The organism is Sporosarcina pasteurii (assembly GCF_041295575.1).
Taxonomy (GTDB): Bacteria; Bacillota; Bacilli; order Bacillales_A; family Planococcaceae; genus Sporosarcina; species Sporosarcina pasteurii.
In genome coordinates this window covers 2,791,734-2,814,058 of sequence record NZ_CP160452.1, presented here as the reverse complement: position 1 = coordinate 2,814,058, position 22,325 = coordinate 2,791,734, and the positions used below count along the sequence as shown (strand labels likewise).

The window sequence follows — 22,325 nt, the reverse complement described above, 5'->3', positions numbered from 1 at the left end:
TACACTCTCAAACAGATGTGCATAGTATATTTTGATAAAACGTGAAAGGATTGAGAGCAATTTACTATTATCCGTATGGGGTTCAATATCAAAATCCTTATTATGTCAATGCGCATGCCCATGCCCATGCCCATGCCCAAATGTATAACTATGGTGGACAGTATGGATACTGGAATACTCCAGGTCATGTAGGACAAATAGACTTCAATGATAATGACGATGATTATGATGAAACAATACCCTTAAGGGATTATGGACCAAGGCCGTTTGTAGTGGATATCGATGAAGCAACCAAACAAAACAATACATTCCGCACGGCTTTATGGACTGGTCCACATTTACAATTAACGTTAATGAGTCTTCGGGTAGGTGAAGATATTGGATTAGAAATACATCCAGAATTCGATCAATTTTTACGTGTAGAACAAGGCAATGGTATTGTTAGAATGGGAAGTAGTCAAAATAACTTAGATTTTGTGAGGAATATTGAAGAGGACTCTGCGATTATCATTCCAGCTGGAACCTGGCATAATTTAACGAACACAGGGAATAGGCCACTTAAACTTTATTCAATATACGCACCTCCAGCACATCCGCGTGGCACTGTCCATGCTACAAAAAATGATGCGATGGAAGCGGAAGCGGGGTATGGGCAAAACAATTGATATACTCGGTATTAAAGGGTGACAGTCACTAAAAAAATCACGTTAATTGTAATAAACGTGAATGTCACGAATGTCATGAATGTTTGAGTGACTGGCACGGTTAAAAACAGAAAGATAAGTAAAAGTTAGTGGTCACCACTTTCTTTGCTTATCTTTTTTTGTTATTTCTGCATTAATTTAAACAATATGGGCAAAATAAATATGTAATCTTTATAAAGGGAGGTACAATTATGCATAATTTAACCGAATTAGAAGTTGAAAATTTACGACATCTTATCGGCGGCCATGGCTTAATCGTGAAAAAATTAGAAACGTATGCCCAAAATTGTTCAGACCCGGAACTGAAAACAATATTTGAAAGAGATGCCCAAGCGGCGAAGCAAGCAGAACAACAACTGATGTCATTTTTAGGATAGGAGGTTTTAAGATGTTACAAGATAAAGAAATGGTTAGCGATTATTTAGCTGGAATAAATGCAAGTCTCACTGGATATGCAAATATGATATCTCAAGCAAATAACTCAGAACTACGTCAGACTTTAATCAATATGAGGAACCAAGATGAATCACGGCAGAGAATCATCTATAAATATGCACTTGAAAAAGGATATTATACGCCAGCTGCCCCAGCTTCCCAAGAAGTCGTTCAACAAGTAAAAGCCCAGTTATCTTCTCCACAATAACGTTGTATTCACCAAAATAGCATACCCATTATGGTCAAACCGAATCTAGCTTTCATTAGATTCGGTTTTTTGGATTTCAAAGGCTTGACAACATACGGTGAGGGGTATATGATGATGCTAGAGTAAATACTTCAAAAAGCTAATTTTTATTTTGAATAAAATATACCCCTACAGGTAAAGCATGAGGGAAGATAATTTATAAAAGGAAAGGACGCGTTGTTAATGAGTAAAAAGATATTAATTGTTGGTGGAGTTGCAGGAGGAGCTTCCGCAGCGGCTAGAGTTAGAAGATTAGATGAACAAGCTGAAGTGATTATGTTTGAAAAGGGGCCACATGTATCTTTCTCAAACTGCGCCCTTCCTTATCATTTGAGCGGTGTTGTAGAAAATAGTGACGACCTTGTATTAATGTCACCAGAAACGTTCAAAAAGAGATACAATATCGAAGCTAGAGTTAGCCAAGAAGTTGTGGCAATTAATCGAGATGCGAAAACGATTACGGTTAAAAATGTACTAACTAATGAAACGTATGAAGAAAGCTATGATAAGTTGGTGCTTTCTACTGGCGCAGCACCGATTCGTCCAAACATCGAAGGCGTTCATAACGAAAATGTATTTACAGTACGTAACGTCGTCGATATCCAAAACTTAAATACATTTATTCAACATCGTGGTCTGAAAGATATTGCCGTGATTGGCGGTGGATTTATTGGTGTTGAAGTCGCTGAGAACTTAAAAAAGGCAGGATACAATGTTTCTTTAGTTGAATTTGCGAATCAAATTATGATGCCATTAGATCATGATATGGTGCAAATCTTGCATAAAGAAATGGTAGACAATGGTGTTCATTTAATTTTAAATGACGGTTTGGATAAAATCGGCGAAGGCTATATTCAAACTCAATCGGGTAAAGAAGTAAAGGCAGAGGCTGTTGTGATGGCGATTGGTGTAAGACCTGAAATTACATTAGCTCAAAAAGCAGACCTTGAAATTGGCAGTACAGGTGCGATAAAAGTTGACCATAATTATTTAACGAGCGATAAAGATATTTATGCTGTCGGAGATGCGATTGAAGTTTATCATAAACTAACGCATACACCTACGCGACTCGCATTAGCAGGTCCTGCGCAAAAGCAAGCAAGAGCGGCAGCAGACCATATGTATGGAATCCCGAACCAAAATAAAGGGGTCATTGGCTCATCTTCTATGCATTTGTTTAGTCTTAATACAGCGTCAACAGGATTGAATGCGCGTATGGCTGAAAATGCTGGCATTCGCTATGATTCTGTTTATATTATTCCAGCGGATAAAGTTGGTTTAATGCCTAATAGCAGTCCGATGCATTTTAAATTAGTGTATGAAGTGCCAACAGGGAAATTATTAGGTGCCCAGGCAATCGGTAAGGGAAATGTTGATAAACGAATTGACGTCATTGCGGCGATGATTACAATGAATGGAACTTTAGAGGATTTAAAAGATCTAGAACTATCTTATTCCCCAATGATGGGAACAGCAAAAGATGTCGTCAACCACGCGGCATTAGTGGCGCTCAATCAACTATACGGAAGATACAAAGAGGTTAAAGTGTCGCAAGTTCGTGAGTTAGTGGAAAATAATGCTTTCATTATTGATGCAAGAGAACAAGGTGAATACAATCGGGGCCATCTAAAAAATGCAGTCAATATTCCATTAAGTGAATTTAGAGACCGTCTAGATGAAATTCCAAAAGACCAACCTGTTTATATCCACTGTCGTTCAGGACAGCGCAGTTATAACATGGTCATTGCGCTAGAAAACTTAGGCTACAAAAATGTGTACAACATTTCAGGTTCTTATTTAGGCATCAGCCTGCATGAATACTACAATGATTTAGTTACTGGAAGAGAGAAGATTGTTACGGAATACAATTTTAAATAATTGATTGAGGGAAGTTAAAGCCGTTTTCGATAACGGCTTTAACACATATAAGGAGTGAAAAGTACTCAAATGGACATTATTCAATGGTTAATCATTATTCTGTTAGTTGTATTTGTTATGAGACGTTTTCTGCCAACAAAAGGCGTTACGAATATATCGGTGCAAGAAACGAAAGATAAATTAAAAGATAAACAAGTGCAATTTATTGACGTACGTACACCTGGTGAATATAAAGCGAACCACCAGCCGCAGTTTAAAAATATTCCGCTTGGGGACTTGCCAAGAAAAGCCGACCAACTAGATAAAAACAAAGAAGTCGTTGTGATTTGTCAAAGTGGCATGAGAAGTGCAAGGGCAGCATCAATTCTTAAAAAACAAGGCTTTGAAAAGGTTTATAATGTGACAGGCGGTATGGGTGCTTGGCGATAAGGAGGAGAACGTGATGGCGAAACAAATCACACCTGCAGAAGTAGAAAGGCAGTTACAAGACTGCAAGGACTTATCCATTATTGATGTTCGCGAATCGGCCGAGTTACTCAGTGGGAAAATTCCTGGTGCCAGGAACATTTCTTTCACTCAACTTGCATTGCGTAAAGATGAATTGGATAAAGAAACAAACTATGTCGTTGTTTGCCAATCTGGGAATCGCAGTAAAGCTGCTTGTGGAATTTTAGAAGCACTTGGATTCAACGCCGTAAATATGACAGGTGGAATGAATGATTGGCGAGGAGAACTGGAATAAAATGAATCATTAAAACCTGACAAGTATTAGGTACACTTTCCATTTTAAAATGGTTGTGTACTTAATACTTTTTTAGTCATCTTGATAGGTCTAGGGTTCCTGTGTTAAAAAAGATTCTTATCATACACTAAAATATTTTTAACACAGGTATCCTTACTTATCAGTCCTGATTCGGCCCATTAAATAATTGACGAAAGCATCGTCCCGCACAAGCCAAGCTTCGTGGTTTCTTTTAAGGAAACGTTCGCCTTCTTCGAAACTTGTAAAGGTCTGGTCCAACTTTTTGTTATTTTGTTTAATTGCCCATCCTTGTTCATTTTCCGGATAAAGGAAAAAGTTGTCTTCCATTCGATTTTTATATAGAGAACCGAACGAAGAATGTTTTAAATTATAGCGATTTCTTCTAGCATCTTCCCTTAATGGCTCTATGTGGAATGTGTCCACCACGAACTGTTGGAAAGCCACCTTGGTTAACGAGCATCCAGAAGCTTTTGCATGCCCGCCTCCGCCGAATTGTCCCGCTACTTCAGAGACGTCTATCTGATCATGTATGGTTCGAAAGCCAACTCGTTTACCCCCAATATTTAGGATTACAATATAATCAAGATGTGGATATTCTTTGCCAAGTTCATTGCCAAGCTCTGAATGGTAGGATTCCGCATAAACAACTCCAGCAAAATGATCGCCGGTTTTCAATTGGACGAGTTCTCGTCTTTTTCGGCGAATGTAGCGTTCGATTTTATCTTCTTCCATATCAAGTATTTTCTTTTCAAATTCATCGAAGTTAAAATGATCACTCGAATTCAGACGACTGATCATCTTATCTTCAAATTCTTCAATTGTCATGAGGAAGAAGAGAGCATTAAGACGTTGTGCAAAATGGTTATCATTCTTTTCCCATTCCCATGTATCATACTGTCTAACGAGTTCGACAAATTCAGCGATAGATTCTGAAGGTTCCAGAAGTTGATGTGTAACAAGGTATTGATGAAATAGTGAAGTCGCTGAAGTTAATTTTCCTTCGTTATCCTCTATTACGACATGACCCCACTCATAACTATTAAAGTGAAGTGCCGTTTTATGGTGATCAAGCAATTGTAGTTTTCCACCATCTTGATAAAACGCCTCAAGTCTCTTCTCGTTTTCCTCATTTACCGACAAATCCGTAATTAACAAAAATGTTTCTTTATCATCATTTTCCAAAAACCATTCAACCTCGCGATCGAGGCCAGAAACCGAGTTGTAGCGTACTTTGACCTGCTTTCCAAAAGCAATTTTCGCTAAAATACCGCATCCAACGCCGTCCAAATCATTATGCGTCAACAACTTATACATATCCTTCCCTCCTCGAATGACAGTATAGTCAAAATGTGGTGGTGACAGTCATCTAAAGAGTTGTATATTATTTGCCTATCAATTAGTTTAATGTAGCGAAATTCTCTAGAATTAGTTAGACTAAACTTAATTTCAACAAAACTAGCATTGAGTATATGTGGAGTGTGTATGAGGTGATAACAAATTAGCGTATAGGAGATAAAGTTCGCCGAACAAGAATGGAGTACGTTGAGTCTACTAAAATGAGCGAAACCAATAATCACGGACTTTGCACTGATGTGAAAGAGGTGTTTTTATGATAAGTGTAGGAATCATAGGTCCACATTCTACAGTTAAAAGAATCTTGCATACAGCACAACGCATGCATTTGGACATTTATTTTCAATCATTTCCATATGAAAAGGTTAAAGAAACCAGAAGAATAATAGAGGAGAATGGAAATAGTGTAGATTTTTGGATTTTTTCTGGAAAGATTTCTTATCATATAGCCTATCAAGAGATAAAAAATAAAGAGCGCCTGATTTACATAAATCATACGGAAGCTGGTATTTTCAAAGGTTTGATTGAATTTACGAACCAAACCCAATCCCCTTTTGATTACTTTAGTATTGACGAGATTTCGAAAAGTCATTTAGAAGATGCATTTAATCAACTTTCGATTAAACGTGAACATATCTTTCTTAAAACTTTTTCTGAGAAGACGTCAACGGAGGAATTAATTCACTTCCACCATCATCATTGGAAAAATGGAAAAACGAAAGGTGCCATTACTTGCTATGAGGAAGTTTATTTACAACTAAAAAAGATGGGTGTTCCAGCGTTTAGAATATCTACAAGTGACATAGAGATTAAGCATACGCTTACTCTTCTTTCAGAGAGAATTAAGACAATCTATTTTAAAGACTCGCAAGTTGCAGTGCTCTTATTTGAAATGGTTCAATTGGAAAATTATTTCAAAAGCTCTAAACAAACTTATGAACTCCAATTTTTGGAGTTGAAATTGAAAAAAATCCTTATTCTATTAAGTGAACAATTAAATGGTTCACTTGTTGAAAAAGGGCTTGGTCGTTATTTAATTTTTAGTTCTCGCGGAGACACTGACAGGGAAATTCAAAAAATTGAAGAGACTGTAAATGATCTCATTTTGGAATCTGGGTTGAAGGTTGGGATTGGCATTGGTTTTGGTGAAACGGTGTTTTTGGCGGAGTTAAATGCGAATCAAGCATTAAGAAAATCCAAAGAAGATGGCGGAATTATTCTAGTTCAAGAAAATGGTGAAGTAATCGAAGCGGAAAGTGAGAATGTAGATTCTGTTGAATTCCCAAATTTCAATGATAAAAATTTCATCAATACACTAAAAAAAGAAAATATCAATGTGAAGCATTACATAGAAACTTTCGCTTTAGTGAAAAAATCGGGAGTAAACGAGTTTACGGTGAAAGACATTTCAACTCAATTAGCTAGAGATGAAAGAAACACAAGGCGTTTCATTGAAAGTCTTTGTGAGGCAGGATTAGCTGAGTGCATTGGGCATGAAACTTTACAAACAAGAGGGCGACCGAGGAGAATTTACAAATTAGTATATGCGATTAAATAGTGGGGAAAGACTGTTGGGAATGATGATCTCAACAGTCTTTTTTAATGAACGAATCTCCTTTAGATTGAACTAGAACATTGTAAAAGTTAGATGATTTTATTTTCAGAAAAGATGTTGCTTTTCATGATTATATTAAATATAATCAATTTAGGGTATAGAGTGGTTAAATACCCTTATATGAGACATAAAGGGGAGAAGTTGCTTATGGAGCATCTAGGTTGGGTGTCATTAATTCCGCCTATTATTGCAGTTATTCTTGCAATTGTTACGAAAAATGTTTTAGTTTCACTGTTCTCAGGCGCTTTTATCGGGGTGCTCATTCTTGTCGGTGGGAATCCACTTAAAGCAACTACGGAAACGATTGGTAACTATTATTTTCCAATTGTAGCGGATGGATATAATGCTGCTGTCTTAGTTTTATTGTTTTTTATTGGTGGATTTGTTGCGTTGATGGAAAAGTCTGGGGGAGGAAGCGCGCTTGCTTCTAAAGTAACTAGATTTATTAATACGAGAGCGAAAACACAAATATCTGCTTGGATTGGTGGCATTGTCATCTTTTTTTCTGACTTAGGTACTCCGCTTATTGTGGGACCTGTCTTTGAAAAAATATTTGATAAAGCGAAGGTTTCACGCGAAAAGCTTGCGTGGATTATCGATTCGACGTCATCTCCAGTAGCTATATTAATCCCGTTCATCGGATGGGGCGTTTATATTATGGGATTGATTAGAACAGAATTCGATGCGTTAGGCATTGCGACTTCTGAGTTTAGTACGTTTATTCAAGTGATTCCCTTTCAATTTTATGCAATCTTAGCTGTTAGCCTTGTTCCGCTTGTCGCACTCACTAAATTAGATTTTGGTCCTATGGCAAGAGCGGAGAGAAGAATTCAACAAACAGGTGAACTATATTGGCCAGAGTCCAAGCCACTTAGAAGAGCTGAGAATATTGAAGAGGCGAATAAAGGGGGCCGAGCCATCTTTATTTGGTTGCCGTTATTAGTCTTGTTTGTTACATTATTCGGGTTGTTAATTTCATATGGATTTCCATTTGAGCCTGTTCCGGGTAGCGATTTCCGAGTATCTCTCAGTGCGGCATATTTATTTGCAGCAATTACAATAATTAGTTTAATGCTGTTCTATAAAGTAAGAAAGTTTGGAGAGGTATTTGATATTTATACGACAGGCATGCAAAAAATGGTTTACGTTGCACTGACGCTTGTTTTAGCATGGTCGCTTGGAAATGTTATTAAAGAAATGGGAACTGCTCAGTTTATTATTGAAGTGATGAGAGGCAATGTACCGCCGTTTATCATCCCGGCAATCTTGTTTATAGTTGGGATTGTTATTTCTATAGCATCCGGTACTTCGTGGGGTACATTCGCGATAATGCTACCACTTGCGATTCCGATGGCGGTAGGGTTAGATGCGCATATGCTAGTTTGTATTGGTGCTGTTCTCTCAGGAGGCGTGTTAGGCGACCACTGTTCACCGATTTCTGATACAACAATTTTAGCGTCAACAGGTGCGGGTGCGGATCATATCGATCATGTGAAAACTCAATTCCCTTATGCATTGTTAAATGCGAGCATTGCTTTTATTGGATTTATTGTTGCTGGTATTACAGGCAATGCTTATACGCTAGTGTTAATACTAGTCTTGCTTTTAGTGGCAGTATTTACACTATCGAAAATACAAAACGTGAAAATGAAGAAAGAGGTTGGAGTATAAGTGAAGCTATGGGGTGGACGATTCACAGGTAGAGAAGATAACATTATGAAAAAATTTAATACTTCCTTACCTGTCGATCGACGATTATATTTTGAAGATATTACTGGCAGTATCGCACATGTAAAAATGCTTGTAGCGTGTGAATTATTAACAGAAGATGAAGGAACTTTATTAGTGGATGGACTTGAATCGATTTTAAAAGATATTGAGTCTGGCGTCTTAAAAGTGGAAGGTGACTTTGAAGATATTCACTCTTTCGTAGAAATGAATTTAACGGAAAGAATTGGTGAAGTGGGAAAGAAACTTCATACAGCAAGAAGCCGAAACGATCAAGTTGCTGTCGATATGAGACAATATGCGAAAAATAAAGGACAAGAAGTAATGGTCGCACTGCAGCAATTAATTGATTCGTTAAATAAGAAAGCTGCAGAAAATAATGTCATCATGCCTGGTTATACGCATTTACAACGTGCACAAGTCGTGACATTTAATCACCATCTGGGTGCGTATGTTCAAATGTTTAGCCGAGACAAAAAAAGAATTGAAAATGCAGTAAATATTTTGGATGAAAATCCACTTGGTTGCGGTGCATTAGCAGGAACAACGCATAATATCGACCGTCAAATAACAACAGATTTACTAGGCTTTTCTAAACCAGTTGATAATTTCTTAGATGGTGTAAGTGATCGTGATTATTTACTTGAACTTATGTCTGGTTTTTCTATTACGATGATGCATATGAGCAGACTTAGTGAAGAACTCATTCTTTGGAGTAGCCAAGAATTCAAGTTTATTGAAATGGATGATGCTTATGCAACGGGAAGCAGCATCATGCCGCAAAAGAAAAATCCGGATGCTGCCGAATTAATCAGAGGAAAAACAGGCAGAGTATACGGCTCTCTCTTTGCATTGTTAACGACGTTGAAAGGTTTGCCATTAACGTATAATAAAGATATGCAAGAAGATAAAGAACAATTTTTCGATGCACTCGATACCGTGTTAGATTGTCTAGAGATTATGGCGAAAATGATAGATACACTTCATGTACAGGAAGAAAATATGAAGGCTGCAATTAAAGCAGGATTTTTAAACGCTACAGAAGTCGCTGATTATTTAGTGAGCAAAGGAACAGCCTTTAGAGATGCACATGAAATTGTCGGTAAAATCATTATTTATTGTGAAGAGCAGGAAAAAGCAATTGAAGATTTAACGATTGCAGAATTAGCGAAGTTCAGTGATCATATTGCAGAAGATATTTATGCGTATATTGACTATGACGCGATATTAGAAAAGGGAAATAAAAAGCTAATTAAAAAGACTAAGTGACCTAAGATAGAAAATAGCCTGTCTCTAAAAAAAGAGACAGGCTATTTTTTTATTGCACAAAAGTCACTTCAACTTCTCCAATATCCGAATATGACACTTTGTATGTACCTTCCTTTGCAACAAGCGGCGAAATAAACGTACCTGATGAGATAATCATATCTTTCTTTAAAGTTTTATTCTTCTTCGCCAATTTTCGAGCTAACCAAGCAACGGAAGAAACAGGATTTCCTAACACGGCGGATGAAAGTCCTTCACTAATTTTTTCACCGTCATGAAAAAGTTCCATTTTAATCTGTTCGAATGCTTTGATAGAAAAAGGTTCAATGGGTTCTGCTAAAACGACAAGACCTGTTGCTGTGTTGTCACAAAGTAAGTCAGACAAGGAGAAATTCGGAAACCAATCAATGTATCGCGCATCCGGAATTTCGATTCCCGCACAAATTTTACTCTTCTTAATGATTTCATCTTCACTGGCCCCAGGTGATAAATCATCTGTAAGAACGAACATAATTTCAGGTTCAATTAAAGGTGCAAACATAGAGGAAAGAGAAATAGATTCACCACTATGCAGAATATGGGTTGAAAGTAACGTCCCGTAAGCTGGCTCATCCGTGTTCGCAATCGCTTGTGTTTCAGCACTTGTCATACTAATTTTATAGCCAGCAACTTCGGTGTTTTTTGACGCACATTTTTGGTGAATTAATTTCTCCTGTACTAAATAAGCAGTCTCCTCATCCAGTGTATAACGATGTCGGATAAACTCGATAGGCTGTTTTGTTTCATGAGAATTTATGATTGTCCCAACAACTTCATCTACTACACTTGTCAAAATAGTCACCCCATTTAGATATGTATGACACTAAACATACTATATTATGAGATTTCTGTGAAGAGGTGATCACCTAGCTTAAAATCTCCAATCTATTTGACTTACGATAATTGTCATAAATGGCCTCCAAATGCTATCTAAAGTATACTACCATTATGGTAAGAAGTACTTTAACGGGTAACCAGTTACCCAACTAAGCAATAATAAGGAGCAGTCTAATGAAGAAGATTAGAATTCTTTTTATAACCCTTGCGGCAATCTTAGTCGTAGCAATGATTACAATTATGATAACGACAAATATGACAAAGAAAGACAAGGCCAGTGGATTGGATGAATATGAAAGTGGTAATCTTGAAGATTTGCCTGATAATCTTGTGGATGAAAGTTTAGATGTAGAATCTGGGATTGACGTGGGGCATCATGCACCTGATTTTGAATTAAAAACCTTAACCGGTGAAGTGGTCAAACTGTCCGATTACCGGGGGAAGACTGTCATGCTTAATTTCTGGGCTTCATGGTGTCCGCCATGTCGTGTTGAAATGCCCCATATGGAAACATATTACCAAGAATATAAAGATCAGGATAACATTGAAATACTTGCAGTGAATATGACAACACTTGAAAGAGGTAGCCAAGAGAAAGTACCCGAATTTGTCGATAAACATGGACTCACTTTTCCAATTTTAATGGACGAAAAAGGCGAGATTATGGATTTATATAAAGTGATGGTATATCCGACAACCTATATTGTGAATCCAGATGGCGTCATTACAGACAAAGTCATGATTCCATTGGATGTTGAAGTGATTAAGTGGTTAATTGAGAATAGTGATGAGTTTAGTGTGGAATAGAAATGTGCCCGTTTTCGTTTTGTGAGAACGAAAACGGGCATTTTTAAATGATGTTATCGAGTACATTTATGTTAAAATTAACCTATTAAAAAAGAACTATCGTTCTACTTAGAGGAGGACGCTTCATGAAATTCGAGTGGAGAAAGAAGGAAAAAGACTTATATATTCCTAAGCAAAAACCTGAACTAGTGACGGTGCCTAAACAAAAGTTTTTGATGATTCAGGGGAAAGGTAATCCGAATCATGAAGAGTTTGCTGAAAGGGTGGGCGTGCTTTATTCTTTGGCCTATGCGATTCGGATGATGCCTAGAAATGGCTACACACCTGAAGGTTACTTTGAGTATACTGTATATCCGTTAGAAGGGATCTGGGATTTAACGGAAGAGGGAAGGCAATTAGACGAACTCAATAAAGATGAGTTGGTGTATACAATTATGATTAGACAACCAGACTTTGTCACACTTGAAGTTGTTAAGCGGGCTTTTGAACGGGTCAGAGAAAAGAAACCACACCCATATCTAGAAGAGGTTAAGTTTGAAACGGTGGAAGACGGAATGTCGGTGCAAATGCTCCATGTAGGACCGTTTGATGATGAACCGCAAACTTTTGAAAAAATGGATGTGTTTTTGGAAGAACAGAAGTTAGAAAGAGTATCGTTAACACATCGAGAAATTTACCTCTCGGATATTAGAAGGGTCGAACCGTCAAAACTAAAAACAGTGCTCAGGTATCAAGTAAAACCTCGAGATTAAGTCTCCAAATAGGAGGCAATTCAATTTAGAAAGTAGGATTGACGAATGAAAGAGTGGACAAGGGATATTGAGATCAATGCGCCTATTGAAAAGGTTTGGGGTCTTGTTGATGGTTCTGTAGAAAACATGCAAAAAATCATGCCTAATGTCATTGAGCATAAACCGATTAAAGTAACCGATGATAAAGTTGGAAGTGTTTATCGTCAAAAATACAAAGAAGGCAAAAGAATCGAAGAGTATGATGTGGAGACATTGGACTATTTAAATACGCCTGAACAGAAAAAGTTGAAAGTTGGTTTTACAATAGCAGGCATGTTCGAGATCACAGCTTCATATGACATCGTAAAAATTAACGATGATAAAACTTTATTTACCTATACCGTAACGAATCGTCCTTTAAAGTGGTTTGTGAAAATATTTTTATTGTTTGCATCTGATAAAGTAGTTGTTGAGTTTTTAAAACGTGTGAAGAGAGTTGCTGAGGGTAGAGAGTGAAAATTGCTTCAAAATGATACCAATAAAGTACAATATGTGATTAACTTGATGATAATCGATTTCATTGTGTGTCTATGTCGCTTATGAATTTGTGAATCTTAGAAAATGGAACCCTTGAGAGATCTCAAGGGTTCAAAAAGTTTCAGTTTTTAATTCTATAAACCGTAATTTATCTCTTAAGGAAACTTAATAAAGCATCGTAACCCATTACTACCTGGTTGTAGTAACCGACTAATTTATCCCAAGTAGTTGTTTGGATTACCTGGTAAGTTGGTACTTCTTCAGTTTCATTAATTATAGTTGTTTCTTCGGCATCGACATCGACATCTGTTTGGTTAGTATCTTCAGTGATTTCCTCAGTTGGAATATCAACATTTTCATTGATTTCTTCCGTCACTTTATCGGTACTAGGGGCTTCCGTATTATCAACGTCATCAGAATTTTCCTCTTCAACTACAGGATCGTCAGAGTTTTTCACACCGTCTGCATTTTCATCATTTGCTATTTCTTCTTCAATGTCTGCAGTTGGAAACTCTATGATTTCATCACTTTCTAGGTATTCAACTGGTTCAATGACATCTTCATCTGGTAAAACCATGCCAAGATGATCTTGGATAATTGTATGATAGTAATCAATCAAACTTCCGTAATTTTGGAAGATAGCCCTATACTCATTTTTATGCTCTTCTGTTATAATCGAACTGTCAGTATTTTGGTCAGTTGACGTAGTATCCCCATTAATATTATCGTCAGCTGGCTTTTCTATTTCATTTACGTCTTCCGTTACAGGTTCCTCTGCGTTTTCCACATCATCAACGTTTTCATCCGTTGTTCCTTCTTCCTCAACTTGCGTTTCAGAGTCATCTTCTTCAGTTACAGGTTCCTCGGCGTTCTCCACATCATCAGCGTTTTCATCCGTTGTTCCTTCTTCCTCAACTTGCGTTTCAGAGTCATCTTCTTCAGTTACAGGCTCCTCGGCGTTCTCCAAAACATCAGCGTTTTCGTCCGTAGTTCCTTCATCAACTTGGGTTTCAGAGTCATCTTCTTCCGTTACAGGTTCCTCTGCGTTTTCCACATCATCAGCGTTTTCATCCGTTGTTCCTTCTTCCTCAACTTGCGTTTCAGAGTCATCTTTTTCAGTTACAGGTTCCTCAGCGTTCTCCACATCATTAGCGTTTTCGTCCGTAGTTCCTTCTTCCTCAACTTGCGTTTCAGAGTCATCTTCTTCAGTTACAGGTTCCTCGGCGTTCTCTACATCATCAGCGTTTTCATCCGTTGTTCCTTCATCAACTTGGGTTTCAGAGTCATCTTCTCCAACAACAGGTTCCTCGAATTTCTCCTCATCAGTTACTTCTTCTCCAACAACAGGTTCCTCGAATTTCTCCTCATCAGTTACTTCTTCTTCAGTAACAGGCATATTGGAAACTTCATCATCAATAGTAGGTTCTTCCAATTCTTTATCTTTATCAGTATCCGCATCTTCTATTTCTTCATCGTCTGTTTCATTTTCACCTGGCGTATCTTGCTGCCATTTTTCACTTGCGATTGTGCGCATAAATTTTCCTTTTTCAGGTGAACCTGGAATACTTGTTGCAAACGAAGATACTTCTTCACCATGGTTTTTAAATCCTGTTTCATCACCCTTTTCATCTGCCAGGGCAGCGCTGCTTGCTCCAAAAAATGCAGCAGTCAACATTGATGTGGACATCACAAAAGGTAAAATCTTCTTATTAGTGTTTTTCTCTTTTTCATTAATATCTTTTCTCATCATTCATCAAACTCCTCTCAATTTTAAATAAGTAATTTTGATTTGCATTTAAGCATGGCACGGTATTTCTGTTGTTAGACGTTTTGGATACCTCCTTTATGCCGTGACCTGTACAATCACAACAATAACAAAGCAATATAACAGGGATGTAACAATAGATAAACAAATCCCGGTGGAAAAATTAACCTTTGTTATAATAAAAAACCATCCTATCGGTCCTGAACATGAAGTAGCAGAAAAGGTGAAAACAGGGCCTATTTTATTAAATATAGAATAATGATAAGAAATCTTTCGACGTTAAAGATTGCATTGCAACAAACTTCTGGTTTGTTCTGTTACTTTTTCAGTGAACCCAAAAAGTGATGCGAAGGTCTAGTCTAAGAGGTGGAAAAATGTTACAGAAGGAAATCTTCTTGACATATTCGAGTTATGACTGTCATACATTGTAAACTAATCGCAGAATAGCTTATTTAGTATACAGAAAGTGTTTTTAGCAGAGTGTCAAAGCGGCAAGGAGCGAAATAAATGAACCTCTAGCGCGGGGGTGTTAGCTTTGGAAGAATTTGACGTAAGGTTGGAGGCGGAGTCATGATTCTATTTAACATGTTTGGAAATCAGTTAGATAGCGGTCGATATGATTGCATAGAAAAATCTCAGCTTATCCGATTTTTTGGAAAGGCTGAGATTTTTATTTATAGCGGATTAAAGATATTCACGTACTCGATCAAATAAGACGTTATTTTCAAGATGAACATGGTCGAATGTATCTTTTTCAAGTTGTTCTAAACGTGCATATACTGTTCGGTACGTTCCACATGCATCCGCAGGTGGTGTGAAGTCGTTTGTAATTTCCCTTAATTCATTTAATAAACGTCCTGCATTTTCATGTTCTTCTTCCAGTTCCAATACATGCGGTTTAATTTGTTCTTTTAGTTCGGTCGTTGGATTTTTTAAGAACTCAAGAATGAGCGGAAACACATTCTCATCTTCATCCTCTGTATGGGCTAATAGCTCATCCCGTAATTCTTTATAAATCTCCTCGATGCGTAGCAAATGTGGATTTGAATCGCCATGAACGCGTGCAACTCTCGTGACGTACGGTGCAATTGCTGGCAACTCTTCTCTTAATTCATCGTGGTATTTTTCTTGAATATAGGATACGAGCGTTCTGTCGCCGAAAGAAGCCGGGTGCATACTTTCACGTTGTTCTCGTTTATTTTCTAATGCTTTTACTTGATTGAATACTTCTTCAGGTCCAAGGTTGCGAGCTTCAGCTGCATCTTTAAGAGCGATTTTTCCACCGCAACAAAAGTCAATCCGTAATTTTCTAAATAAATCAGTACTTTGTGGTAACTGAGTAACGATATCGGAAACATGAGTATCTAATGTAATTTGAGTCATTTGGATTCCTCCTATTTATCACTGTATATATGTCATCATAAAACAAGCTTCACCAAAATTCTGTGATAAAAATCACAGTAAGGAGAAAAAGCATAACCATGCAAGTATGACACCCGCGCTTTGTTAGGTTCACCTGAACAATTTCCGAACATATAAATAACATAAGTGGTGAAAGCGGAATGCGTGCAAAAAATGATGAAAGGAAGGTGTGGATGAAGAGTAAACTGGAGATTGAGGCCATCATTCAACAGTTGGAAACCCATATTGCAGATGATTTTGAAGCACAAGATTTGGACTTCAAACAATGGAATGATAAAAGTATAGAAGAAAACATTAAAAAAATGATTCGATATGCTGTTTGTATGGCAAATGGTGGTGGGGGAAGTGTTGTTTTTGGCGTTGCTGATAAAGTAACGGGACTATCTAATGTCTTATTAGGCGTTCCGTTCAACGTAAACGTTCAGGCATTACAACAAAGGATACAAGACCATACAGTGCCGCCAATACTCCCTTTGTTCGATGAAATATTGTATGTAAATGGGGCAATCCGAATTTTAATCATGCATATTATTCCTGGAAATGCCTACTATACAACACTTGATGGAGACTCTACAGTGCGGCAAGGTAAAGAGTGTTTGCCCTTTGAATATCTAAAATAAAAGTATTTCATTACCTTGTATGTAAAGTGAATTACAATTATTACAAATTCATTAAAAGCGTTTATACTTGAATTTTTCCGGTTAATTACGAGAGTGTTAGAACAAAATAAAATGATTGGAGAGATTCAAAATGGCACAAAATGAAAACAAGAAAAATCGTAACAATGACCCAGGTGGAATGTCTCTAGAAGAAGCAGGGCGTAAGGGTGGCGAAGCAACTGCAAGGAACCACGATCAAGAATTCTATCAAGAGATTGGTAGAAAAGGCGGCGAAGCGACAGCTGAAAACCATGACCGCGAATTTTACGAAGAAATTGGTAAAAAAGGTGGCGAAGCTACTGCCAAGAATCATGATAAAGAGTTCTATGAGGAAATTGGTAAAAAGGGCGGCGAAGCTCGCGCTAAGCAAAGTGAGAACGATAATAACAAGAATAATAGAAATAACAATAACGACGATAACTAATGGCGTTTATCTAAAAAATATGACATGTAAATAATAAAGGAACTTGACACTTATTCTATTGGATCAATCAACCTTCAGCACAATATGTGATGAGGGTTGATTTTTTGGTGCAAAATAATTGAGCTATCTAGTCAATAAGAGTGCATTTACCAAAAGAATCATGTGAATTTAAATTGAAATAGACTATTTGAATTGTAAAGAAAGTTAAGGTTCTTGGAACTTATTTCAAAATCAGCATTTCCAATATGACAAAACTATCCTATAATAGTAGATAGGAATGATTACTGTTGCGGAAAAGACGCAGGCTTATTTGGGCGGATGGATTTAATTTTCTGCAAATAATAGGGTGTAGGGATGGGTGAGATAATGAGTATCAAACAAACAGACGTTATTTTAATTGGCGCAGGTGTAATGAGTGCGACGTTAGGGGCGTTGTTGAAAGAGTTGGCTCCGGATTGGAAGTTGACAGTGTTTGAGAAGTTGTCAGATGTGGGGGAAGAAAGTTCGAATGAATGGAATAACGCAGGCACCGGACATGCTGCACTTTGTGAATTGAATTATACGGTTGAAAATCCGGATGGTTCTGTTGATATTACGAAGGCGTTACAAATTAATGAGCAGTTTCAGCTTTCAAGGCAGTTCTGGGCTTATCTAGTCAACCAAAAGCTTATTCATAATCCGAAAGACTTTATTATGCCATTGCCACATATGAGTTATGTCAGTGGAGAAGACAATGTTCGTTTTTTGCAAAACCGTTTTAAAGCGCTTACAAAAAGCCCTCTTTTTCATGGCATGGAATATTCGGAGGATCCGGAGAAGCTTGCAGAGTGGATGCCACTTATGTTACAAAATCGTCCGCTTAATGAACCAATTGCGGCAACAAAAATCGATTCGGGAACGGACGTGAATTTTGGCGCGTTAACACGTATGTTATTTCACCATTTAAAGGATCAAAATGTTGATATACATAATAAACATGATGTAAAAGATATGAAGCGGACAAGCGATGGTTTGTGGGAAGTAAAAGTGAAAAACCTTGAAACAGGTGCGGTTGAACGGCATACGGCAAAGTTTGTTTTTATTGGTGCTGGCGGCGGCAGTTTACATTTATTGCAGAAGTCAGGAATTCCAGAAGGAAAACAGATTGGCGGATTCCCGGTAAGCGGCTTATTCATGGTATGTAACAATCCGGATATTGTAGAACAGCACCATGCAAAAGTCTACGGGAAAGCTTCAGTAGGTGCACCTCCGATGTCAGTTCCGCACCTAGATACGAGATATATCGACAACCGAAAGTCTTTATTATTTGGACCTTTTGCAGGTTTTACACCAAAATTTTTGAAGGAAGGTTCAATACTCGATTTACCAACTTCAATCAAGCCGCATAATATAATGACGATGCTAGCGGCGGGTGCGAAAGAAATGTCCTTAACAAAGTATTTAATTCAACAACTCTTATTATCAAAAGAACAGCGTATGGAAGAGTTGCGAAGCTTTATTCCAAATGCGAAAGCGGAAGATTGGGACTTAGTTGTCGCGGGGCAACGTGTACAGGTGATTAAAGATACGGTTAAGGGCGGAAAAGGAACCTTACAGTTTGGAACGGAAGTAGTGAGCGCGGAGGATGGCTCGATTGCTGCACTACTTGGTGCATCACCAGGTGCTTCGACAGCCGTTCATGTCATGCTTGAAGTCATTAGTAAATGTTTTCCAGAACATCTGGAAGCATGGGCGCCTAAAATTAAAGAAATGATTCCTTCTTATGGTGTATCCCTTGTGGACAACCCAGAACTTTTCCATGAATTACTCAATTCGACTGCGGAAGCGCTTGAACTAGTGGAGAAATCGGAAGTGACAGAAGCAGATGAAGCAAGAGTTTTAGAAAAGGTTTAAAAATGAATAATGATTAAATGAATTTGAGTAAAGCATCTAGAGAGACCGGGGGAAAAACATGATTACATTTATAGTAGCTATTGCTTTATTAATACTTGGCTATTTAGTTTATGGGAAATTTATAGAGAAAATATTCGGACCGACCGATTCGCGTAAAACACCGGCCTATGAAAATAGTGATGGTGTCGATTATGTACCGATGAATAAGCATAAAAATGCTTTAATTCAATTATTAAATATTGCAGGAACAGGACCCATTTTTGGGCCGATTATGGGGGCTTTGTTTGGCCCGGTAGCGTTTATATGGATTGTTCTAGGGTCAATTTTTGCAGGTGCTGTACACGACTACTTAACCGGAATGATTTCTATTCGTAATAGAGGCGCTCATATACCTGAACTTGCTGGCAGGTTTTTAGGAGCTGTCAGTAAGCATGTTGTAAATATTTTTGCGTTGTTACTTTTACTGTTAGTTGGAACCGTATTTGTCACAACACCAGCATCCTTATTAGCCATTTTACTGAATGGAAAAGTAGCAATTTGGATATTAATCACTGTCATTTTTATTTATTATTTCTTATCAACGATTTTACCAATTGATAAAATTATTGGCCGTTTTTATCCAATTTTTGGTGCTGTTCTTCTACTTGGATCATTGGGTGTTGGCGTTAGTCTATTATTCTCTGACTACAAGATTCCAGAGTTAACATTAGAAAATATGCATCCTGCAAATTTACCAGTATTTCCAATTTTATTCTTCACGATTACGTGCGGGGCATTGTCTGGCTTCCACGCAACACAGTCACCGATCATTTCTAGAACGGTGAAGAAAGAATCAGAAGGACGTTATGTTTTTTATGGCATGATGATTGCAGAGGCTGTAATTGCCATGATTTGGGCAGCAGCGGCGATGAGTTTATTAGATGGTCAAACGTTAAGCGAATTCATTAATACAGGAACACCTTCAGCGGTTGTGAATGAAGTGTCGATGACATTACTAGGTGCTGTCGGCGGAACAATTGCTGTACTTGGTGCGATTGTCCTTCCAATCACTTCAGGGGATACCGCATTTCGTGCAGCACGCTCGATAATTGCAGATTATTTAAAGATTGATCAAAAACGCGTTGCAAAACGTTTAGCGATTGCGATTCCATTATTTGCAATCTCCGCTTTGTTGACACAAATTGACTTCAATATTTTGTGGAGATATTTCTCATCGGCGAACCAAGCAACGGCTGCCATTGCACTTTGGATTGCGACAATGTATTTATTTGTCAAAGGAAAAAATTATTTTGTTTCACTCATACCAGCATTATTTATCTCTTACATGGTTCTCGTTTATATATTATCCGAAAAGATTGGTTTCAATTTAGACTTAAACGTATCCTTTATTGTTGCGATTCCTTTAATGATTATTCTAGTCGTTATGTTCTTGATCAAAGGTAATTCGAATAAAAAACATAAAATCAAAACAGATATTGCTGTAGATTGACATGATTATTTTATCTTTTTAAAACTCTCTAGCCGTTGTTGGCTAGGGAGTTTTTTACTCTTTAGAGATGAGTCATAGGTAGTGCTAAGTGTTGTGACAATTTCCATGCCATTCATTTAACATAGGATTCTTTTTTTTGGATAACTTAAGGTTATGTGAGGTGATGGCTTTGAAAATTGAAAGATCGGATGAGTGGAAAGAAGGATTTATTGAACGGTTGGAAAATCGAGCACCTTGGGATAATTGGACATTATATAAAATGAGTTATGATATTGCCAAAGCGAATTTGATTACTGATTTCAATGGACTTCAATCTCCAAAATATTTGCCGAATCTTACACCGTTAGCCCATCAACTGAAAGTAGCGGAAACGGTTATCGAAAGAATGAATGGGAAGGCAATTCTTGCTGATGAAGTTGGGCTTGGTAAAACCATTGAGGCAGGGTTAATTTTAAAAGAATACTTAATTAGAGGACTCGTGAAAAAAGCCCTTATTTTAGCCCCGGCTTCTTTGGTAAATCAGTGGATTGATGAGCTCAGTCAAAAATTTCATATTCCCGCCATTCAATATCGGAAAAACTATGATTTAAGCCAATGTCAAATTGTTGTGATGAGTATAGATATGGCTAAAAGAAGTCCTCATAAGGAAAATATTTACGCGCAAGATTATGATTTAATTATTATCGACGAGGCGCATAAATTAAAGAACCATAAAACTAAAAACTATGAGTTCGTACAAAACCTTAAGAAGAAGTTTTGTTTATTACTAACGGCTACACCTATCCAAAATAACGTGTTTGAGTTATTTCATCTCATTTCTTTATTGAAACCTGGACACTTAGGGAATTATGAGGCATTTCAATCTGCATTTTCCGCAAGTAAACACGATGTGGAACATGATGAATTTTTAAAAGAGCTCGTGAATCAAGTTATGGTCAGAAATCGACGAGAAGATACTGGAATAGAATGGACAAATCGTCAAGTTCAAATTATCCCGATTCAGTTTACGAATGAAGAAAAAGAAGTATATAACGAAATAAAATTATTGAAAGATCTATCTCCTGTTTTTTCGGCTGCTTTTTCAATGATTACGTTACAGCGGGAAATGTGCAGTAGTAAGGAAGCTCTCTGTTTGACCTTAACTAAAATGAAACAAAAATGTACAAAACAAGAGGAAATTTCACATGTAGATGCTCTCATCCAAAAAATCATGCAGCTTCAAATCAATTCAAAAGCTGAAAAAGTCTTTGATATTATTTCAAAAGTAAACGATAAAGTCATTATTTTTACTGAATATGAGGCAAGTCAAACCTATTTACAACATTACTTATATTCAAAAGGGATTGTAAGTGTACATTTTAATGGAAGGTTCAACAAAAATAAACGCGATTGGGCAAAGCAATTATTCCGTGATAAAGCGCAAGTGTTAATTGCAACAGAGTCTGGAAGCGAAGGGATTAACTTGCAGTTCTGTAGCCATGTTATTAACTATGACTTACCTTGGAATCCAATGAAACTGGAACAAAGGATAGGTCGTGTGCACAGAATTGGACAAGAAAATGACGTTCATATTTATAATTTAGCAATCCAAGATACAATTGAGGATCATATTCTCGATCTGCTTTATAAGAAAATTGGAGTGTTTGAAAAAGTAGTGGGTGAGTTAGATGATATTTTATCCTTCGTGAATGAGCAGCAAAATCCTAAATCAAAAACTTCCTAGCGATTATGGA

Annotated in this window: 21 protein-coding genes; 17 read left to right on the top strand and 4 right to left on the bottom strand. The window is 37.3% G+C overall.

Features of this window, described 5'->3' with window-relative positions; genetic code table 11:
* Positions 1-59 precede the first annotated feature (59 nt).
* The 6 genes from AB1H92_RS13570 (at position 60) to AB1H92_RS13545 (ending at position 4,006) form a co-directional block, all read left to right on the top strand.
* Positions 60-665 carry a cupin domain-containing protein gene (locus AB1H92_RS13570; protein WP_115364166.1) on the top strand — a complete coding sequence of 202 codons (606 nt, stop codon included), beginning with the start codon at positions 60-62 and terminating at the stop codon, positions 663-665.
* Positions 666-895: 230 nt separating this feature from the next.
* Positions 896-1,081, top strand: a complete 186-nt coding sequence (locus AB1H92_RS13565) for a hypothetical protein (protein WP_075526903.1) — start codon at positions 896-898, stop codon at positions 1,079-1,081.
* Positions 1,082-1,092: 11 nt separating this feature from the next.
* A complete protein-coding gene (locus tag AB1H92_RS13560) occupies positions 1,093-1,347 on the top strand; it encodes a spore coat protein (RefSeq protein WP_115363111.1) in 255 nt (84 codons plus the stop codon).
* 222 nt (positions 1,348-1,569) lie between these two features.
* A complete protein-coding gene (locus AB1H92_RS13555; protein ID WP_115363109.1) occupies positions 1,570-3,264 on the top strand; it encodes an FAD-dependent oxidoreductase in 1,695 nt (564 codons plus the stop codon).
* A gap of 69 nt (positions 3,265-3,333) precedes the next feature.
* Positions 3,334-3,693: a rhodanese-like domain-containing protein gene (locus AB1H92_RS13550; protein WP_115363107.1), complete on the top strand. Its 360-nt coding sequence runs from the start codon at positions 3,334-3,336 to the stop codon at positions 3,691-3,693.
* A 13-nt stretch (positions 3,694-3,706) separates the two neighbouring features.
* Positions 3,707-4,006: a rhodanese-like domain-containing protein gene (locus AB1H92_RS13545; RefSeq protein ID WP_115363105.1), complete on the top strand. Its 300-nt coding sequence runs from the start codon at positions 3,707-3,709 to the stop codon at positions 4,004-4,006.
* A gap of 153 nt (positions 4,007-4,159) precedes the next feature.
* Here the strand turns inward: AB1H92_RS13545 and AB1H92_RS13540 are convergent, their stop codons facing one another.
* Positions 4,160-5,341, bottom strand: a complete 1,182-nt coding sequence (locus AB1H92_RS13540; RefSeq protein ID WP_115363103.1) for a DHH family phosphoesterase — start codon at positions 5,339-5,341, stop codon at positions 4,160-4,162.
* A gap of 295 nt (positions 5,342-5,636) precedes the next feature.
* Between AB1H92_RS13540 and AB1H92_RS13535 the strand changes: the two genes are divergently transcribed.
* From AB1H92_RS13535 to argH, 3 genes are all read left to right on the top strand, one after another.
* The gene (locus AB1H92_RS13535) at positions 5,637-6,938 is read left to right on the top strand and encodes a hypothetical protein (RefSeq protein WP_115363101.1); all 1,302 of its coding nucleotides are present in this window, start codon (positions 5,637-5,639) and stop codon (positions 6,936-6,938) included.
* Between the two features lie 204 nt (positions 6,939-7,142).
* Positions 7,143-8,666 carry a Na+/H+ antiporter NhaC family protein gene (locus AB1H92_RS13530; RefSeq protein WP_115363099.1) on the top strand — a complete coding sequence of 508 codons (1,524 nt, stop codon included), beginning with the start codon at positions 7,143-7,145 and terminating at the stop codon, positions 8,664-8,666.
* A complete protein-coding gene (gene argH / locus AB1H92_RS13525; RefSeq protein ID WP_115363097.1) occupies positions 8,667-9,992 on the top strand; it encodes an argininosuccinate lyase in 1,326 nt (441 codons plus the stop codon).
* A 49-nt stretch (positions 9,993-10,041) separates the two neighbouring features.
* On the opposite strand, the gene AB1H92_RS13520 is transcribed toward argH, so the two are convergent.
* Positions 10,042-10,821 carry a 2-keto-4-pentenoate hydratase gene (locus AB1H92_RS13520; RefSeq protein WP_115363095.1) on the bottom strand — a complete coding sequence of 260 codons (780 nt, stop codon included), beginning with the start codon at positions 10,819-10,821 and terminating at the stop codon, positions 10,042-10,044.
* A gap of 218 nt (positions 10,822-11,039) precedes the next feature.
* Between AB1H92_RS13520 and AB1H92_RS13515 the strand changes: the two genes are divergently transcribed.
* From AB1H92_RS13515 to AB1H92_RS13505, 3 genes are all read left to right on the top strand, one after another.
* Positions 11,040-11,672, top strand: coding sequence for a peroxiredoxin (locus AB1H92_RS13515; protein WP_115363093.1), 633 nt, complete (start codon positions 11,040-11,042; stop codon positions 11,670-11,672).
* A 125-nt stretch (positions 11,673-11,797) separates the two neighbouring features.
* Positions 11,798-12,424: a GyrI-like domain-containing protein gene (locus tag AB1H92_RS13510; protein ID WP_115363091.1), complete on the top strand. Its 627-nt coding sequence runs from the start codon at positions 11,798-11,800 to the stop codon at positions 12,422-12,424.
* 45 nt (positions 12,425-12,469) lie between these two features.
* Entirely contained in the window at positions 12,470-12,919 is a 450-nt protein-coding gene (locus tag AB1H92_RS13505) for an SRPBCC family protein (protein WP_115363089.1), read from the top strand.
* 169 nt (positions 12,920-13,088) lie between these two features.
* Here the strand turns inward: AB1H92_RS13505 and AB1H92_RS13500 are convergent, their stop codons facing one another.
* Positions 13,089-14,690 carry a hypothetical protein gene (locus tag AB1H92_RS13500; protein ID WP_115363087.1) on the bottom strand — a complete coding sequence of 534 codons (1,602 nt, stop codon included), beginning with the start codon at positions 14,688-14,690 and terminating at the stop codon, positions 13,089-13,091.
* Positions 14,691-15,389: 699 nt separating this feature from the next.
* Positions 15,390-16,088, bottom strand: a complete 699-nt coding sequence (gene ric / locus AB1H92_RS13495; RefSeq protein ID WP_115363085.1) for an iron-sulfur cluster repair di-iron protein — start codon at positions 16,086-16,088, stop codon at positions 15,390-15,392.
* A 212-nt stretch (positions 16,089-16,300) separates the two neighbouring features.
* Here ric and AB1H92_RS13490 point away from each other — a divergent pair, with 212 nt between their 5' ends.
* The 5 genes from AB1H92_RS13490 to AB1H92_RS13470 all read left to right on the top strand — a co-directional run bounded on the left by AB1H92_RS13490 (position 16,301) and on the right by AB1H92_RS13470 (position 22,315).
* Positions 16,301-16,747, top strand: a complete 447-nt coding sequence (locus tag AB1H92_RS13490; protein WP_166739454.1) for an ATP-binding protein — start codon at positions 16,301-16,303, stop codon at positions 16,745-16,747.
* Positions 16,748-16,877: 130 nt separating this feature from the next.
* Positions 16,878-17,210 (top strand): KGG domain-containing protein, encoded by a 333-nt coding sequence (locus AB1H92_RS13485; protein WP_115363081.1) that lies wholly within the window; start codon positions 16,878-16,880, stop codon positions 17,208-17,210.
* Positions 17,211-17,576: 366 nt separating this feature from the next.
* Entirely contained in the window at positions 17,577-19,103 is a 1,527-nt protein-coding gene (locus AB1H92_RS13480) for a malate:quinone oxidoreductase (RefSeq protein ID WP_115364165.1), read from the top strand.
* Between the two features lie 58 nt (positions 19,104-19,161).
* Positions 19,162-20,592, top strand: a complete 1,431-nt coding sequence (locus AB1H92_RS13475) for a carbon starvation protein A (RefSeq protein WP_115363079.1) — start codon at positions 19,162-19,164, stop codon at positions 20,590-20,592.
* Positions 20,593-20,755: 163 nt separating this feature from the next.
* Positions 20,756-22,315 carry a DEAD/DEAH box helicase gene (locus AB1H92_RS13470; protein ID WP_115364164.1) on the top strand — a complete coding sequence of 520 codons (1,560 nt, stop codon included), beginning with the start codon at positions 20,756-20,758 and terminating at the stop codon, positions 22,313-22,315.
* Positions 22,316-22,325: the final 10 nt, after the last annotated feature.